This is a genomic window from Monashia sp. HAY1-11D, assembly GCF_056868035.1.
The window spans coordinates 3,834,855-3,851,712 of sequence record NZ_CP200320.1 but is presented as its reverse complement, the minus strand read 5'-3'; the positions used below and the strand labels follow the sequence as shown (position 1 = coordinate 3,851,712).

The following is a 16,858-nucleotide window of genomic DNA, read 5'->3' as shown; positions in this document are numbered from 1 at the left end:
GCGCGTCTCGCTCCCTCGGCGTCGCCCTGGCCCATGGCGCTCCCTGTCGCTGCGAGCCCGCCTCGAGCTTCTCCTTCGGTCTCCTGGCGCTCGCGATCTCCGCTCTGCTGTCGGTCGTCTCGTGGGCGGTGGTCTCGCGCTACCTGCTCGCCCAGCGCGAACAGGTGGCCGTCACCGAGACCTCGCTCGACCGGGCCTCGGTCGAGGGGGCGCTGTCCCGGCCCGGGGCGTCACCGGCATCGGTCGTCAGCGGGCTGCCCACGAACGACGCCGTCGCGTCCGTGGCCTTCGTCGCCGGGCAGTGGTACGGCACCAAGTCACAGCTGGCACCCGGCGCGATCCCGGACTCCCTTCTCGCGTCGACCTCTCGGGGGCAGGGCGCCACGCAGCGGGTGGCCGTCGACGGCGGCCTCTACCTCGTCGTCGGGCTGCCGCTGGAGCGTCCGGGCGACGCCGTGTTCGAGGTGTTCTCGCTCGTCGAGCTCGACCAGACGCTGGTGACCATGGGCTGGGTCCTCGCCTCCGTCGCCGCCGTGACGACCTTCGTCGGCGCGGGCCTGGGGCGGTGGGCCAGCGGCGTCGCCCTGCGACCGCTGACCGAGCTGACGCAGGTGGCCGGTGACGTCGCCGGTGGGCGGCTGGACGCCCGGCTGGCGCCACGCGGCGACCCCGACCTGGACCCGCTCACGGACTCGTTCAACCGGACCGTCAACGAGCTGGAGCACCGGGTGCGGGCCGACTCGCGGTTCGCCCTCGACGTCAGCCACGAGCTGCGGACGCCCCTGACGACGATGCTCAACTCGATGGAGGTCATCACGAACCGGCGGGCCCTGCTCCCGGAGTCGGTGCGCGAGCCGGTCGACCTGCTCGCCGACGACCTCGCCCGTTTCCGCAGCCTCGTCGTCGACCTGCTCGAGATCTCGCGGCACGACGCCGGGGAGGGGCTCGTCCTCGAGCGGGCCGACGTCGGCGACCTCACGCGCCGGGCCGCCGACGCCGCGGCGGGACGCCCGGTGACCCGGGTCGCGGAGCGGGCGGACCTCGTCGGGGCCGTCGACAAGCGGCGGCTCGAGCGCGTCGTGGCCAACCTCGTCGGCAATGCCGAGACCCACGGGGGTGGCTGTCGGTCGGTGACCGTGCAGCGGGTCGGTGACCTCGCGCGCATCGTCGTGGACGACGCCGGCCCCGGCATCCCCGCCGCGGAACGGACCCGGGTCTTCGACCGGTTCGCCCGCGCGGGCGGTGACCCCGGCCAAGGTGTCGGGCTGGGCCTGGCGATCGCGCAGCGCCACGTCGCGGCGCACGGCGGGACGGTCCGCGCCGAGGAGTCACCGGAGGGAGGCGCCCGGCTTGTCGTCGACCTCCCGCTGCGCTGACCACCAACGGACCTGCCGAGCAACGCGTGCCGACCGCCGGTGGGGTCGACGCGTCGCCGTCACGCTCGTCGCCTGGGCCGCGGCGCTCGTCCCTGCGGCCTGCGTCCTCACCCCGCAGGACGAGCCCGTGCCGATCCAGCTGCCGGAGCCCCCACGCCCCGAGCGGGCCATCAGCACGATGGGCACCGACGCCGTTCCCCTGACGATGCAGGTCTACCTCGTGCACGGTGACCGCCTGCAGCGCGTCACACGGACGGTGCCCTCCGGCGTCGGCATGGGGCCGGTCATGGAGGCGCTGACGCAGCCGCTCAACGAGGTCGAGCTGGCCAACGGGCTGCGCTCGGCGCTGCCGGTCTCGACGCGGTCCCTGGCGGCCGAGCTCACGGCCCAGGGCACCGCCCGCGTCGGCGTCCCCACCGGTTTCGACCGGCTGGCGCTGCGCGACCAGCAGCTCGCCGTCGCGCAGATCGTCTTCACCGTCAGCGCCAACACCCTCGCCAGCGACGTACAGCTCGTGAGCGGCACCCGCGTCGTCCCGGTGCCCGACGCGCGCGGTGCCCTCGTGTCGACACCGGTCGCGCGCTCGGACTACGCCGAGCTGGCGCCGACGCGCTGAACGGGCCGCCCTCAGTGCGAAGGGAGCCCGCGGATGATCGCGAGCTCGTCGTCGCGCTTGAGGCCCGCGCGAGTGCGGGCCCGGTCGAGGCCGAGCTCCTCCTCCCACGCGAGGGCGTCGCGAACCGTGTCCGCCAGCGGCCGCTGCGTGAGGCCGTGGGACCGTGCGGCGGAGGTGTCGCGGTCCTGGAAGCCGACCCAGTCGGGGTCGTGGAGCCACAGCGGCAGCGAACGCGGCCCCATGTACTCCTCCACGCCCGCCGCGGCAAGGGCCTCGTCACCGGCGGGCACCCGCTCACCGGTGAACCCGGATGCCTCCGCGGCCGCGTCGAGGACCGCACCGAGCGAGGTCGTCGCGCCCGAGGCGTTGAACGCGCCGGTCGTGCCCGTCAGCCCGGCCGACAGCAGCCACGCCGCGAGGTCGTCGACGTGCACCCACTGGACCGGCCGGTCGGCCCGCTCGGGGACGAGGACCGGGCCACCGTCGCGGGCCGCGAGGGCGAACCGCGAAGGCCAGTAGCCGAAGCGCTCGCTCGGGTCACCGGAGCCGACGATGAGCCCCGAGCGGGCCACGAGGGCGGCCCCGTCGCGGGCCTCGAGCACGGCCTGCTCGCAGGCGACCTTGCCCTCGCCGTACTGCTCGGCCGTCGCCTCGTCGGCCTCGAGGGCCGGCAGGAGCGCGGCCGTCTCGTCGGCGGCGTGGTCGGCGTGCGAGGCGTACACCGAGCACGAGCTGACGAAGGCCCACGCGTCTGCCCGGTCGGACAGGGCGGCGACCGCGCCGCGCACGTGGCCGGGCTGGCGCGCGACGTCGACGACGAGGTCCCAGCGCGCGTCCGGCAGGGCGGCGTAGGCGTCCGGCTGCGACCGGTCGCCGCGCACCAGCCTGACACCCTCCGGCACCGGGCCCGACCGTCCGCGGGCCAGGCACGTGACGTCGTGGCCGGCCTCCCGGGCGAGGGCGGCGACACGGCCGCCGAGCCAGGAGGTGCCGCCGAGGACGAGGACCGAGGACGCGGGTGAGGTCATGGCGTCAGCACACCACGCGCCAAGCCCCGGTACGTCGAACGCGGCCTGTCCTACGCCGGGGGCGGAACTGGGTGCCTAGAGTTGGTGCATGGAGCGGCGGATCTTCGGGATCGAGAACGAGTACGGCGTCACCTGCACGACGCAGGGCCAGCGGCGGCTCACGCCGGACGAGGTCGCGCGCTACCTGTTCCGACGGGTCGTGGCGTGGGGTCGCTCGAGCAACGTCTTCCTCGGCAACGGCGCCCGCCTGTACCTCGACGTTGGCTCGCACCCGGAGTACGCGACAGCCGAGTGCGACTCGGTCCGCGAGCTCGTTATCCAAGACAAGGCGGGCGAGCGCATCCTCGAGGGCCTCGTCGAGGACGCCCAGAGCCGGCTGCACGACGACGGCGTCGAGGGCGAGATCTTCGTCTTCAAGAACAACACCGACTCGGCCGGCAACTCCTACGGCTGCCACGAGAACTACCTGTTCGGTCGCACGGGCGACTTCCAGCGCGTCTCCGACATGTTCATCCCGTTCCTCATCAGCCGGCAGATCACGTGCGGCGCCGGCAAGGTCGTCGCCACGGCCCACGGCGCGTCGTTCGCGGTGAGCCAGCGCGCAGACCACATCTGGGAGGGCGTGTCGTCGGCGACAACGCGCAGCCGACCCATCATCAACACCCGCGACGAGCCGCATGCCGACGCCGAGCGCTACCGCCGCCTGCACGTCATCGTCGGCGACGCGAACATGTCCGAGACGACCAACCTGCTCAAGGTCGGCAGCGCCGACCTCGTGCTGCGGATGATCGAGGCCGGCGTCGTCATGCGCGACCTGTCGATGGAGAACCCGATCCGGGCGATCCGCACCATGAGCCACGACCCGACGGGCCGCGCCACGGTGCGCCTCGCCAACGGCCGCGAGCTGTCGGCCCTCGACATGCAGCGGGAGTACCTCGACAAGGCCGTCGAGTTCGTCGAGCGCGAGGGCATGGACAGCGCCGACACAAAGCAGGTCCTCGAGCTGTGGGGACGCGCCCTCGACGCGATCGGCGCCGGCGACCTCGGGGCCATCGAGACCGAGATCGACTGGGTCATCAAGTACCGGCTCATCGAGCGGTACCGGGCCAAGCACGGCCTCGGCCTCGGCGACGCCCGCATCCAGCAGCTCGACCTCGCCTACCACGACATCAACCGACGCCGCGGCCTGCACTACCTGCTGCAGCGCCACGGTCGGGCGGCCCGCGTCGCCTCCGACGTCGAGGTGTTCGAGGCCAAGGTGCGCCCGCCGCAGACGACCCGCGCCAAGCTGCGCGGCGACTTCATCCGGGCCGCCCAGGCCCATGGGCGCGACTTCACCGTCGACTGGGTCCACCTCAAGCTCAACGACCAGGCTCAGCGCACGGTGCTCTGCAAGGACCCCTTCCGGTCCGTCGACGAGCGGGTCGAGCGGCTCATGGAGACCATCGAGCGCTCCCCGGTGGTGCAGCGGCCGCTCTGAGGCGGGCACACCGACCTGTCAGGACGCTGTGGGCGCGGCCCAGCGGGCGGCGTTACAGTGGCCGGGTTTGCCGCCCCTCCGACCGGCACCTGCCCCGCAGACCTACCGCCAGACCCGAACGGAAGACACCCCTGTGCGTTCCCACCGACACGCGGCCCGTACCGCCGCCGTCCTCGCCCTCGCCCTCGGCGCCACCACCCTGACCGCGTGCGGCTCGCAGTCCGGCGGCGGCGGGCAGAGCACCGCGTCGACGAGCACCGCGTCGACGAGCGCCGCGTCGGTCGCCCTCAAGGGCGTCACGGCCACCGGCCCCGTCGACCTCAAGACCGCTCCCAAGGTCAGCCTCGGCGCGACGCCGATCAAGAGCACGACCGTCGAGCACAAGGTCCTGACGCCGGGCACCGGCGCGGCCGCGACAAGGTCGGACACCGTCCTGCTGCGCGCCCGCATCTACAACGGGACGAGCGGGAAGCTGCTCGACGACGGCTATGCCAAGGGCCGGCCCGTGGAGGGCTACCGCCTCGGGCGCACCGACATCGTCGCGGGGTTCACCGAGGGGCTCGTCGGCGCCACGAAGGGTGGCCGCATCGCCTTCACCATCCCGCCGGCCAAGGGTTTCGGGTCGGCCGGCAACCAGCAGCTCGGCGTCTCGGGCACCGACACGATCGTCGTCGTCGCCGACATCTCCGACGTGCACCCGAGCCCGACGAAGATCGATGGCACGCAGGCGGCCAGCCCGGCCGGCCTGCCGACGGTGGCCTTCCCGAGCGGCACCGCCAAGGAGCCCAAGGTCACGGTCCCGAAGACGGCGGCGCCCACGACGCTGCAGCAGGCGACGCTGGTCGAGGGCAGCGGCCCGGTCGTCAGGAAGGGCCAGACGATCGCCGCGCAGTACCACGGCGTGCTCTGGAAGGACGGCAGCGTCTTCGACTCCTCGTGGCAGCGCGGCCAGGCGGCCGACTTCCCGATCGGTGTCGGCGCGGTCATCCCCGGCTGGGACAAGGCGCTCGTCGGCAAGAAGGTCGGCAGCCGGGTGCTCGTCGTCATCCCGCCCGCCGACGGCTACGGCAAGGCCGGCGCGCCGCCGAAGATCTCGGGCACCGACACCCTCGTCTTCGTCGTCGACATCCTCGACGCCTACTGAGGGCTACCACCGGGCAGGCCCGACGACGGCCCGCCCGGCTGACACACTGGACGACCGACCGATACGACACGACACGACACGACACCTGAGGAAGAGGAACGCAGCATGGCACTCGACCCCGACCGCACCAAGCCGGAGATCGACTTCCCCGAGGGCGAGCCGCCGGCCGACCTCGTCGTCGAGGACCTCATCGAGGGGCAGGGCCGCGAGGCCAGGGCCGGTGACACGGTCAGCGCCCACTACGTCGGCGTCGCGCACTCGACGGGGGAGGAGTTCGACTCGTCGTGGAACCGTGGCGCGCCGCTCGACTTCCGTCTCGGCGTCGGCATGGTCATCCCCGGCTGGGACAAGGGCATCCAGGGCATGAAGGTCGGGGGACGGCGCAGGCTGACGATCCCGGCCCACCTGGCCTACGGCGAGCGCGGCGCGGGCGCGGCCATCGCCCCGGGCGAGACGCTGATCTTCGTCGTCGACCTCGACGACGTGCGGTAACACTGGCTCGGTGACACTGGCTCGCTCCGCTCGTGTGGGGTGCGGCGCGCTCACGTGCTGCCCCGAAAACCGGGGCAGTGCGTGAGGGAAGGCGCTCGGCTCATGTCCCGCCTTCCCTCCTCGGCTCGCTCGCTGCGCTCGCGTCGCTCGTCACCCCAGGCGTGACGCGCGCGGCGACACTAGCTCGCTCGGCTCGTGTGGGGTGCAGCGCGCTCACGTACTGCCCCGAGAATCGGGGCAGTACGTGAGGGAAAGGCGCTCGGCTCATGTCCCGCCTTCCCTCCTCGGCTCGCTCGCTGCGCTCGCATCGCTCGTCAGCCCAGGCGTGACGCGCGCCGAACCGCCAGACCGGCGGCGTAGCGTCCTGCGACGGCCGCGGCGAGGAAGCCGGCGCGGTCGTCGTCGTAGCCGCGGCCCATGGTGCGCAGCGGCACCGGCGTCCGGCGCAGGACCTCCTCGAGCCCGTCCACGGGGACCTCGTGGGCGGTGAGCCGCCCGCCGGACGCGTCGCACAGGTCGCGCGCTTCGGCACGCACCCGCTCGCCGAAGACCCCGCCGAGGATCGGGACGGCGACGTCCGCGGGCACGAGGGCGACGCGTCCGTAGGCGGTGCGGCTGTGGTGGGAGATCCCGACGTGGCGCTCGCGCGGGTCGGCCTCGGAGATCCGGAGGGCACACACCGGGCGCCCGCCGAGGGTGCCGGTCGCGTTGACGGCCTCGCCGGCGGACGTGCCGGAGAAGCCCCACCGGGTGCCGGTGCCGAGGTTGCCCGGGCCCTGGGCGACCACGACGACGTCGGCCCCGGCGACGAGCTTTGCCGCCAGCAGCCCGCTGTGGACGTTGACGGCCTCGAGGTCGCCGCCCCAGGCCTGCCCCACCGTGACCGACGCGGCGAGCCAGCCCGCCTCGCGCAGGCCCGCCACGGTGCGGGAGAAGTCGAGGGGGAGCGCACCGCCGTCGGTCATGACGTAGGCGACGCGCAGCGTCCGGTCGGTCTCGCGCAGGCCCGCGAGCACGGCCGGCAGGCTGGAGTGCAGGTCGGCGACGACGACGGGCAGCCCCGCGAGGTCGTCCGCGTCGCGCAGGAGGGCGTGGTGGGGGCTGTCCTGCTCGTCGACGCCGAGCACCATCGTCTGGCTCGGGGTGTAGCGGGCCTTGACGAGGTGCCCGGGCACGCCTCGCACGTCGTCGACCGGTGCGGGCAGCGTGTCGGGCGCGGCGACGACGAGAGCGAGCCCGCCCGTGCCGAGGCCCCGCTCGAGGGCGGTCGTGTTGAGCAGGACACCGGTGCCGGGCCCGAGGACCCCCACGGTGTCGGCGTAGCCGAGGGCCCGGACCTCCTCGCCGGAGTCGAGCCGGACCGCGTACTCGACCGCCCCCGCCCAGCGGGCCCGGACGTGCGCCACGACACCCCGGCGCCACTGGATCATGGGTGAACCCTATCGATCGCATGTTCGGGTAGCGTCGGACTGCCCGCCGCCCAGCCGCTCACACGAAAGGTCGACGATGTCCGCGTCCGCCTCGGCCGAGAAGACCGAACGGCTGCTCAACCTCATCCTCGCGCTCAAGTCCGCCCGCCGGCCGGTGTCGAAGCAGCGGATCCGCGAGTCCCTGCCTGCGTACGCCCAGGCGAGCTTCCGACGAGGCGTTCGACCGGATGTTCGAGCGCGACAAGGACGAGCTGCGCGAGATGGGCATCCCCATCACGACGACCGTCATCGACGTCCTCTTCGACGACGAGGTCGGGTACCGCATCGACTCCGGCGAGACCTCGCTGCCGGCGATCGCCTTCGAGCCGGACGAGGTCGCTGCCCTCGCGCTGGCGGCTCGCGCGTGGTCGACGGCGAGCATCTCCGGGGCCGCGTCCGCGGGGCTTCGCAAGCTGCGGCTGGCCGGCGTCGAGATCGACGAGTCCGTGGCCGCCGGCGTCGAGCCGCGGATCCGCACCAAGGAGCCGGCGTTCGAGGCGGTGCACGCCGCCCTCACGGCCCTGCAGCCGATCGTCTTCGACTACCGCAAGAACGACGGCTCGGTGACGACCCGGCACGTCCAGCCCTGGGCGCTGAAGAACTGGCACGGCCGCTGGTACCTGACCGGGTTCGACGTCGACCGCGCGGACGAGCGCGCCTTCCGGCTCAGCCGGGTCGAGGGTCCGGTGCGCCGCAAGGGCAGAGCCGGCTCCTACACCGTGCCCGCCGACCACGTGCCCGAGGTGGCCCTCGAGGGGCAGCCGGCCGAACCGGAGGGCACCGCGGTGGTGCGGCTGCGCACCGGCCGGGGCCACACGCTGCGCCGGCACGCCGAACGGACCACCGAGCTCGGCGGACGCTGGGACGAGGTCGAGGTGCCCTACCGCCGCGGCGTCACCGACCGTGACGTCGTCGCCCTCGGTGCCGACGCCGTCGCCGTGTCGCCGCCCGAGCTCGTCGACGCGGTCCGGGCCACGCTCAGGGCGGCCGCCGCGGCCAATGGGCGCACCGGCGCACGGACCCGGGACGCGGCGCTCGGCGACCTGGCGGATGTGGCGAACCAGGGGGACCAGCGATGACCGACACCCGACGGACGACCGCCCGCCGCCCCCAGGAGACCGCCACGCAGCGCCTGGGCCGCCTGCTCGACATGGTGCCGTGGTTGCTGCAGCACCGCGGCGTGCCGATCTCCGAGGCCGCCGACGAGTTCGGGGTCACCGAGGAGCAGGTCGTCGACGACCTCCAGCTTCTGTTCCTCTGCGGCACGCCCGGCTACGGCCACTCGGAGCTCATCGACGCCGACTGGGACAGCGGCCACATCTACCTGGACAACGCCGACGACATCGCCGCGCCGATGCGCCTGACGCGCGACGAGGCCATCACGCTGACCGCCGGCCTGCAGGCCCTCGGGTCGAGCATCGTCGGGTCGGACGTCGCCGAGCGGACCCTCGACAAGCTGCGCCGCGCGGTCGCGACGACGGCCGGTGACCCGGCGGGCCGCATCGCGCTCGACCTCGACGACGGCAGCCAGCACGAGGCGATGGCCCCGCTCAAGGACGCCTTCGCCCGCGGCCGGCGCGTCCACCTGCGGTACTACGTCGCGACGCGCGACGAGAGCACCGAGCGCGACGTCGACATCATGCGCATCGTCAACCTCGACGCCCAGTGGTACGTCGAGGGCTGGTGCCACCGGGCCGAGGCCGTGCGCCTCTTCCGGCTCGACCGCATCGAGTCGGTCGAGGTCCTCGACGTCGACGGCACGCCGCCCGAGCAGGCACGGCCCCGCGACCTCGACGACGTGTTCGTCCCGGGCGAGAACGACCTCACGGTCGTCCTCGAGGCGACCCGGTGGGCGGCCTGGATCGCCGACTACTACCCGAACGAGGGCGTCGAGCGCCTCCCCGACGGCTCGCTGCGCGTCACGCTCAAGGTCGCCGATCCTGCGCTCGTGCAGCGGCTCGTGCTCCGGCTCGGCGGCGACGTGCGCGTCGTGTCGCCGTCGGGGCTCGCCGACGCCGTCGCCGAGGAGGCCCGCGCCGCGCTGGCCGGCTACGAGACCCCGGGCTGAGGCTGCGGTCCCGAGCGGGCCCACATCGTGGGCACACCTGCGTCGACGGGTCGGCGTCCGGGCCGCGCACGTATGCTGGTCACCTGCAGCGCCGATGCTGCGCCTGACGGCCCGATCACCCGGGCCGGCCTTCGACGAGGAGTAGACACCATGCCCAACCTGGGTGCCCCCGAACTCATCATCATCGCGATCGTGCTCATCGCCCTGTTCGGATGGAAGAAGCTCCCCGACATGGCCCGCAGCCTCGGCCGGTCGGCGCGCGTCTTCAAGTCGGAGGTCGACGAGCTGAAGAAGGACGGCAAGTCCAGCGAGGCCTCCCGGACCACCGTCCCGGGTGAGGCCGTCGACGCCGACGCCGAGCGACGCGCCGCCGAGGCCCGGCTGGCCGAGGCCGAGCGACGCGCCGCCGAGGCCCGCGCCGAGGCCGACCGACTCCGGGCCGCCTCGGGGGGCGGCACCACGAGCCCCGCGGGCGGCGCGGGTGCGGCCAGCACGCCGGACGCGACCTCCGACGTCCGCCGCGACACGACGCTCTGAGCGGTGTTCGGCGCCAGCACCCTGTTCGAGCCCGTCCCGTTCCGGCGGCCCTGAATGCCATCGCTGCTCCGCAAGCGCAACCCCGAGGGGCGGATGTCCCTCGGCGACCACCTCCGTGAGCTGCGCAACCGCCTCGTCATCAGCGCGACGGCGATCGTCGTCGGCGGCGTCGTCGGGTGGATCTACTACGAGCGGGTCATCGACGCCCTGACCAAGCCGCTCAAGGACCTCGCGGCCGAACGGCACAGCGTCGTCAACATCAACTTCGCCGGGATGACCGACGCCTTCGCCCTGCAGCTGACGACGTCGCTGTTCGTCGGTCTCATCCTGGCCTCGCCGGTGTGGCTCATGCAGATCTGGGGCTTCATCGTCCCCGGCCTGACGAAGAAGGAGCGGCTCGTCGCGCGGCTGTTCGTCGTCGCCGCGGTGCCGCTGTTCCTCACCGGGTGCTTCTTCGCGTTCGTCATGGTGCCCAAGGCCGTCGCGGTGCTGCTCGGGTTCACGCCCGAGGGGGCCTACAACCTCCAGGACGGCTCGCAGTACCTCAACTTCGTCCTCAAGTTCATCGTCGCCTTCGGGTGCGCGTTCCTGCTGCCCGTCTTCCTCGTGGCGCTCAACCTCGTCGGGGTGCTGCCGGCGCGCACGATGCTCAAGGGCTGGCGGCCCGCGGTCATGATCATCTTCGTCTTCGCCGCGGTCATGACCCCCACGCCCGACGCGTACACGATGCTCTTCCTCGCCACGCCGATGATCGCGCTCTACTTCGCGTCCGTGGGGCTGGCCTTCCTCTTCGACCGGCGCAAGGAGGCCGACCGGCCGGACTGGCTGGAGGTCGCGGACGACCAGGCCTCCGCCCTGTAGCGTTCGGCTGTGCCCGACCGCGTCGCCCTCGTCGTCAACCCCACGTCCGGCAAGGGGGCCGGCGTCGCCCTCGGGGAGCAGACGCGTCGGCTGCTCCTCGCCGCGGGCCACGACGTCACCGAGGTGTCCGGCCCCGACTACGGGCAGGCGCGGGCCCGGGCCCTGCAGGCCGTGGCGGACGGCGTCGACACCCTCGTCGTCGTCGGAGGTGACGGCATGGTCCACCTCGGCGTCAACCTGTGCGCTGCCTCGTCGACCCGGCTCGCCGTCGTCGCCGCAGGCACCGGGAACGACTTCGCGCGCAACCTGGGTCTGCCGGTACGCGACCCCGTGGCCGCGGTGGAGCTGCTCGTCAGCGGTCGGACGCGACACGTCGACCTCGGCCGGGCCAGTCACGGCGTCGCGGGGGAGCGATGGTTCGGCGGCGTCCTCGGCGCCGGGTTCGACGCGGTCGTCAACGAGCGCGCGCGGCGCATGACGTGGCCGAGGGGACAGCTGCGCTACACCCTCGCCGTGCTGCGCGAGCTGCCCGTCTTCCGGGCGATCCCCTACGTCGTGGACGTCGACGGGCAGCGCATCCAGACGCGTGCGATGTTGGTGACCGTGGCCAACACGACCTCCTTCGGCGGCGGCATGAAGGTGAGCCCGGACGCCGACGTCGCCGACGGGCTGCTCGACGTCATGGTCGTCCACGAGCTGTCGGTCCCGGCGTTCCTGCGCGTCTTCCCCTCCGTGTACTCGGGCCGGCACGTCACCCATCCGGCCGTGCAGCTGCTGCGTGGCCGTCGCATCCGCCTCGAGGCGTCCGGGATCCCGTCGCAGGCCGACGGCGAGGCGTTCGCCGACCTGCCCGTCGAGATCGAGGTGGTGCCCGGCGCCCTGGCGGTCGTCGTGGCCGGGCCGCGGGTAGGGGAGGCGGCGTGATCCCGACCTGGCCGCAGCTCGCGGCGTTCACGTCCGAGCTGGACTTCCCGCTCGACGACTTCCAGACCGAGGCGTGCCGAGCCGTCGAGGAGGGACGCGGTGTCCTCGTGGCGGCCCCCACCGGCGCGGGCAAGACCGTCGTGGGCGAGTTCGCCGTCCACCTGGCCCTCGCCACCGGCCGCAAGGCGTTCTACACGACGCCGATCAAGGCGCTGTCCAACCAGAAGTACGCCGACCTCGTCCGGCGCTACGGCGCCGACAAGGTCGGGCTGCTCACCGGCGACTCGTCGGTCAACGGTGAGGCACCCGTCGTGGTCATGACCACCGAGGTGCTGCGCAACATGATGTACGCCGGGTCCGCGACGCTGCGCGGGCTGGGCTGGGTCGTCATGGACGAGGTCCACTACCTGGCGGACCGGTTCCGGGGTGCCGTGTGGGAGGAGGTCATCATCCACCTGCCGGCGGACGTCAGCGTCGTCTCGCTGTCGGCCACCGTGAGCAACGCCGAGGAGTTCGGCGCGTGGCTCGGCGAGGTCCGCGGGGACACCGAGGTCATCGTGTCCGAGCACCGCCCGGTGCCGCTGTGGCAGCACATGATGGTCGGCCAGACCCTCTTCGACCTCTTCGTCGAGGAGGAGGTGTCCGCGTCGGGCCCCACCGTCGAGGTGGGGGTCAACCCCGACCTCGTCCACGCCATCCGCGGCACCGAGCAGCGCGGCGCCTGGGACAGCCACTGGGTCAGCAACCGGGGCGGCCGCGCCAAGGGCCGCCCGGGAAGAGGCGGCCGCAACGGGCGCGACGGGCGCGACGACTGGGCCGGCCGGGGACGGCGCGGCAACGGACGGGGGCCGGGCGGTGGCGAGGGCGGCAACGGGTTCGCCCGGGGTGGCCGGCCGGGCGGAGGTGCCACGCGCGGGGAGGTCGTGACCCGCCTCGAGCGCGAGGGTCTGCTGCCGGCGATCACCTTCATCTTCAGCCGGGCCGGCTGCGAGGCCGCGGTCGGCCAGCTGCTGGCCGGGGGCCTGCGTCTCATCCCCGAGGCCGACGGCGAGCGCAACCGCCGCGTCGTCGAGGAGCGCGTCGCGGGGCTGGCCGACGAGGACCTCTCGGTGCTCGGCTACTGGGACTTCGTCGACGGCATCTCGCGCGGCTTCGCTGCCCACCACGCCGGCATGCTCCCGACCTTCCGCGAGGTCGTCGAGGAGCTGTTCACGCAGGGCCGCATCCGGGCCGTGTTCGCCACCGAGACGCTCGCCCTGGGGATCAACATGCCGGCCAGGACCGTCGTCCTCGAGCGACTGGTCAAGTTCAACGGCGAGAACCACGTCGACATCTCGCCGGCCGAGTACACCCAGCTGACGGGTCGGGCCGGGCGCCGCGGCATCGACATCGAGGGCCATGCGGTCGTGTTGTGGAACCGTGGCCTGGACCCGGCGGCCGTCGCCGGTCTCGCCTCGACCCGCACCTACCCGCTGCGCTCGAGCTTCCGGCCCACGTACAACATGGCGGTCAACCTCGTGCGCCAGTTCGGCCGCGACACCGCCCGAACTGTCCTCGAGACCTCGTTCGCCCAGTTCCAGGCCGACCGCGCGGTCGTCGGGTTCGTGCGCACGGTCCGCCGCAACGAGGAGGCGCTCGCCGGGTACGCCGAGTCGATGGCCTGCCACCTCGGCGACTTCACCGAGTACGCCGCCATGCGCGAGGAGATCCGCAGCCTGGAGAAGGAGGGCGCCAAGCGCAGGTCCGCCTCCCTGCGGGCAGCCGCCGCGATCTCCCTGGAGAGCCTCAAGATCGGCGACATCGTCCGTATCCCCGCGGGCCGGCACACGGGCTTGGCCGTCGTCGTCATGCCGAACCGTGGCGGCAAGGGTGACCCCGCCTCACCCTCTGTCGTCACCGAGGACCACCACCTGCGTCGCCTGACCCTGCACGACGTGCCGACGCCCATCGAGCCCCTGGGCACGATGCGGGTTCCCAAGCAGTTCAACGCCAAGAACCCCAAGGCGCGCCGTGACCTCGCCGCGACCCTGCGCGCCACCGTCCCGTACGACCCGCCCCGGCGCGGCGGGTCCGAGCCGTCCCAGGACCCGACGGACGCCCGCATCGAGGAGCTGCTGCGGGCGCTGCGGCACCACCCCTGCCACCGGTGCCCGGACCGCGAGCAGCACGCGCGGTGGGCCGAGCGGTACTTCCGCCTCAGGCGCGAGACCGAGGGTCTGCAGCGCAAGATCGACGGCCGGACCAACTCGGTGGCCAAGACCTTCGACCGCATCTGCGACCTGCTCGGCGAGATGGGCTACCTCGCCGACGGCGGGACGCGGGTCACCGGTGACGGCGACCGGCTGGGCCGCCTCTACACCGAGAAGGACCTCCTCGCCGCCGAGTCGCTGCGCGAGGGCCTGTGGCGTCGGCTCGACCCGCCGTCGCTCGCCGCGGTCGTGTCGACGCTCGTGCACGAGCCGCGGCGCGAGGACGGCGGGCTGACACCGCGGTGGCCCAACGACGAGGTTCGCGAGGCCTACGACCGCATGGTGCGCATCTGGTCCGACCTCGAGGACGCCGAGGGCGCCCTCGCGCTGCCCCGCACGGCGATGCCGGACGCGGGCATCGCGTGGGCGGTCCACCGGTGGGCGAGCGGCCAGCGGCTCGAGGACGTCCTGCGCGGCACCGACCTCGCCGCAGGCGACTTCGTCCGCCGGTGCAAGCAGGTCGTCGACCTGCTCGGGCAGCTCACGGACGCCGGTGACCCGGTCCTGCAGGAGACCGCGCGACGCGCGTCCGACGGCGTGCTCCGCGGCGTCGTGGCCGCCGACCGCATCGACTGACGCCGCCGCCCGCATGGTCTCGCCGAGGCGGGGGAGCGGCACCCGGCCCGCTGTCGAGTCGTCGTCTGCCGGTGCCGTCGGCTAGGCTGGTGGGACCGTCGACGTTTTTGGTGCTGTGCTCGCACGCTCGCAAGGACCGAACAGCGAGCGCGCCTCATCTCAGGTCTCTGGGGTCGTGCGTTTGTGGCGACACGGAGCCCTCGTCCGAGCGGCTCCGACCTCCAACCTGAAGGAGCCAGACATGGCACAGGGAACTGTCAAGTGGTTCAACGCGGAGAAGGGCTTCGGCTTCATCGCTCCGACCGAGGGCCCGGACGTCTTCGTCCACTACTCCGAGATCACCGGCAACGGCTACCGGAGCCTCGAGGAGAACCAGGCCGTCGAGTTCGACGTCGAGCAGGGCCCCAAGGGCCCGCAGGCGATGCGCGTCCGCGCTCTCTGACGCCGCGGCCCGTCGGGCCGTCACGAGGAGGTCGGTCCCGTCCGGGACCGACCTCTTCGCGTACCAGAGCCCGGATCAGCGGATGCCGAGGGCGGTGACGACGCGGTCGAAGGACGACGTCAGGCCGTGCTCGAGGGCCAGGCGCGACATCAGCGCGGGGTCGGCGACCGCGGTCGGCAGGGCGAGGTCGACGTGGGGCAGCGGGGCGTCGCGGACCACCTCGACCACGCGTGGCGCGGCGTCGAGGTACTGGCCGGCGGCCTCGAGCCTGGCCCGCTGGGCGCCCTTGAGCGCCGGGTCGCCCCCGTCGATCGCCGCGCGCAGCCCCTCCAGCGTCCCGTAGGTCGTGATGAGCTTGGCGGCCGTCTTCTCACCGATGCCGGCGACGCCCGGCAGGCCGTCGCTCGTGTCGCCCCGCAAGGCCGCCATGTCGGCGTAGGCGCGTCCGTTCGCGACGCCGTACTTCTCGGCGATGAACGCCTGGTCGACGAAGTCGGGGGCGCGGACCCCGCCCCGGGCGGTGTAGACGACGCGCACGCCGTTGGCGTCGTCGACGAGCTGGAACAGGTCGCGGTCGCCGGTGACGATGTCGATGGGCATCCGCCCGGACCATGTGGTGGCCAGCGTGCCGATGACGTCGTCGGCCTCGTGCCCGTCGACTCCGACGCGGGCCAGGCCGAGGGCGCGCAGGGCGTCGACGATGATCGGCACCTGGACGGTGAGGGCCTCGGGCGCCTCCTCGCCGTTCAGCTCGTTCTCGCCGCGGGCGGCCACGCGGTGCGCCTTGTACGACGGGATGGCCGCGACGCGGAAGGCCGGCCGCCAGTCGTTGTCCCAGCAGGCGGCCAGGTGGGTGGGGTGGGCGCGCTCGACGAGGGAGGCGATCATGTCGAGGAGTCCGCGAACCGCGTTGGTCGGGGTGCCGCTCGGGCCGATCACCTCGGGAACGCCGAAGAAGGCCCGGAAGTACAGCGAGGCCGAGTCGAGGAGCATGAGCCGCGGAGACGCCATGCGCCGAGACTAGCGGTGCCCGCGGGCCCGCCGCGGCGGGCCCGCGGGCGCCGACGACGCGTCCGTACCGCGATGAGGAACTGCCCGGCGGGCACCGCACTGCTGGTCTACCCTTCCGGCATGGAGGAACTCGACCGTCGCCTCGTCGGCCTGCTGCTCGCAGACGGCCGCATGAGCTACACCGACCTCGGCAAGGCGACGGGCCTGTCGACGTCCGCGGTGCACCAGCGCGTCCGGCGGCTCGAGGAGCGGGGCGTCATCACCGGGTATGCGGCCACGGTCTCGCCCGAGGCGCTCGGCCTGTCGCTGACAGCGCTGATCTCCGTCACGCCGTTCGACCCCAGCGCGCCCGACGACGTGCCCCAGCGCCTCGCGCACATCGCCGAGATCGAGGACTGCCACTCGGTGGCCGGGGTCGAGAGCTACATCCTCAAGGTGCGCGTCGGCACACCGGGCAACCTGGAGGACCTTCTCGCGCGGATCCGCTCGGCCGCCAACGTCTCGACCCGCACGACCGTCGTCCTGTCGACGCCGTGGGAGGGTCGAAGCGCCTCAGCCATCCCGCGCGAGCAGGAGTAGCGCCCG

General features: G+C 73.2%; 16 protein-coding genes. 13 read left to right on the top strand and 3 right to left on the bottom strand.

What is annotated here, in order from left to right:
- Positions 1-128 precede the first annotated feature (128 nt).
- Together AC1VM9_RS17880 and AC1VM9_RS17875 are read left to right on the top strand one after the other, a co-directional pair.
- Complete coding sequence (locus tag AC1VM9_RS17880; protein ID WP_483123588.1) at positions 129-1,376, top strand: HAMP domain-containing sensor histidine kinase; 1,248 nt, start codon at positions 129-131, stop codon at positions 1,374-1,376.
- Positions 1,351-1,992, top strand: a complete 642-nt coding sequence (locus tag AC1VM9_RS17875) for a GerMN domain-containing protein (protein WP_483123587.1) — start codon at positions 1,351-1,353, stop codon at positions 1,990-1,992. Before AC1VM9_RS17880 ends, AC1VM9_RS17875 begins: the two co-directional genes overlap by 26 nt.
- Positions 1,993-2,003: 11 nt before the next feature.
- Here the strand turns inward: AC1VM9_RS17875 and AC1VM9_RS17870 are convergent, their stop codons facing one another.
- The gene (locus AC1VM9_RS17870) at positions 2,004-3,020 is read right to left on the bottom strand and encodes an NAD-dependent epimerase/dehydratase family protein (RefSeq protein ID WP_483123586.1); all 1,017 of its coding nucleotides are present in this window, start codon (positions 3,018-3,020) and stop codon (positions 2,004-2,006) included.
- Positions 3,021-3,108: 88 nt separating this feature from the next.
- Between AC1VM9_RS17870 and pafA the strand changes: the two genes are divergently transcribed.
- The 3 genes from pafA (at position 3,109) to AC1VM9_RS17855 (ending at position 6,136) form a co-directional block, all read left to right on the top strand.
- Positions 3,109-4,500 carry a Pup--protein ligase gene (pafA, locus tag AC1VM9_RS17865; RefSeq protein ID WP_481341184.1) on the top strand — a complete coding sequence of 464 codons (1,392 nt, stop codon included), beginning with the start codon at positions 3,109-3,111 and terminating at the stop codon, positions 4,498-4,500.
- A gap of 133 nt (positions 4,501-4,633) precedes the next feature.
- A complete protein-coding gene (locus tag AC1VM9_RS17860; RefSeq protein ID WP_483123584.1) occupies positions 4,634-5,644 on the top strand; it encodes an FKBP-type peptidyl-prolyl cis-trans isomerase in 1,011 nt (336 codons plus the stop codon).
- Between the two features lie 105 nt (positions 5,645-5,749).
- Positions 5,750-6,136, top strand: coding sequence for an FKBP-type peptidyl-prolyl cis-trans isomerase (locus AC1VM9_RS17855; RefSeq protein ID WP_481341186.1), 387 nt, complete (start codon positions 5,750-5,752; stop codon positions 6,134-6,136).
- Positions 6,137-6,450: 314 nt separating this feature from the next.
- On the opposite strand, the gene AC1VM9_RS17850 is transcribed toward AC1VM9_RS17855, so the two are convergent.
- Positions 6,451-7,566 (bottom strand): DUF3866 family protein, encoded by a 1,116-nt coding sequence (locus AC1VM9_RS17850; RefSeq protein ID WP_483123583.1) that lies wholly within the window; start codon positions 7,564-7,566, stop codon positions 6,451-6,453.
- Positions 7,567-7,793: 227 nt separating this feature from the next.
- Here AC1VM9_RS17850 and AC1VM9_RS17845 point away from each other — a divergent pair, with 227 nt between their 5' ends.
- From AC1VM9_RS17845 to AC1VM9_RS17815, 7 genes are all read left to right on the top strand, one after another.
- On the top strand, positions 7,794-8,684 hold the full coding sequence (locus tag AC1VM9_RS17845) for a helix-turn-helix transcriptional regulator (RefSeq protein WP_483123582.1): 891 nt from the start codon (positions 7,794-7,796) through the stop codon (positions 8,682-8,684).
- Positions 8,681-9,673, top strand: a complete 993-nt coding sequence (locus AC1VM9_RS17840) for a helix-turn-helix transcriptional regulator (RefSeq protein WP_481341189.1) — start codon at positions 8,681-8,683, stop codon at positions 9,671-9,673. The genes AC1VM9_RS17845 and AC1VM9_RS17840 overlap by 4 nt, the downstream gene beginning before the upstream one ends.
- Positions 9,674-9,823: 150 nt before the next feature.
- Entirely contained in the window at positions 9,824-10,210 is a 387-nt protein-coding gene (gene tatA / locus AC1VM9_RS17835) for a Sec-independent protein translocase subunit TatA (RefSeq protein WP_481341190.1), read from the top strand.
- Between the two features lie 54 nt (positions 10,211-10,264).
- Positions 10,265-11,071 carry a twin-arginine translocase subunit TatC gene (gene tatC / locus AC1VM9_RS17830; protein ID WP_481341191.1) on the top strand — a complete coding sequence of 269 codons (807 nt, stop codon included), beginning with the start codon at positions 10,265-10,267 and terminating at the stop codon, positions 11,069-11,071.
- 9 nt (positions 11,072-11,080) lie between these two features.
- Positions 11,081-11,995 carry a diacylglycerol/lipid kinase family protein gene (locus AC1VM9_RS17825; RefSeq protein WP_483123580.1) on the top strand — a complete coding sequence of 305 codons (915 nt, stop codon included), beginning with the start codon at positions 11,081-11,083 and terminating at the stop codon, positions 11,993-11,995.
- Complete coding sequence (locus AC1VM9_RS17820; RefSeq protein ID WP_483123579.1) at positions 11,992-14,820, top strand: DEAD/DEAH box helicase; 2,829 nt, start codon at positions 11,992-11,994, stop codon at positions 14,818-14,820. Before AC1VM9_RS17825 ends, AC1VM9_RS17820 begins: the two co-directional genes overlap by 4 nt.
- Before the next feature lie 241 nt (positions 14,821-15,061).
- Positions 15,062-15,262 (top strand): cold-shock protein, encoded by a 201-nt coding sequence (locus AC1VM9_RS17815; protein WP_481341194.1) that lies wholly within the window; start codon positions 15,062-15,064, stop codon positions 15,260-15,262.
- Between the two features lie 75 nt (positions 15,263-15,337).
- Here AC1VM9_RS17815 and AC1VM9_RS17810 read toward each other — a convergent pair whose 3' ends face one another.
- On the bottom strand, positions 15,338-16,273 hold the full coding sequence (locus tag AC1VM9_RS17810; protein WP_483123577.1) for a 5'-3' exonuclease: 936 nt from the start codon (positions 16,271-16,273) through the stop codon (positions 15,338-15,340).
- Positions 16,274-16,393: 120 nt separating this feature from the next.
- Here AC1VM9_RS17810 and AC1VM9_RS17805 point away from each other — a divergent pair, with 120 nt between their 5' ends.
- Positions 16,394-16,852, top strand: coding sequence for an Lrp/AsnC family transcriptional regulator (locus tag AC1VM9_RS17805; RefSeq protein ID WP_481344997.1), 459 nt, complete (start codon positions 16,394-16,396; stop codon positions 16,850-16,852).
- The last annotated feature ends 6 nt before the right edge of the window (positions 16,853-16,858 follow it).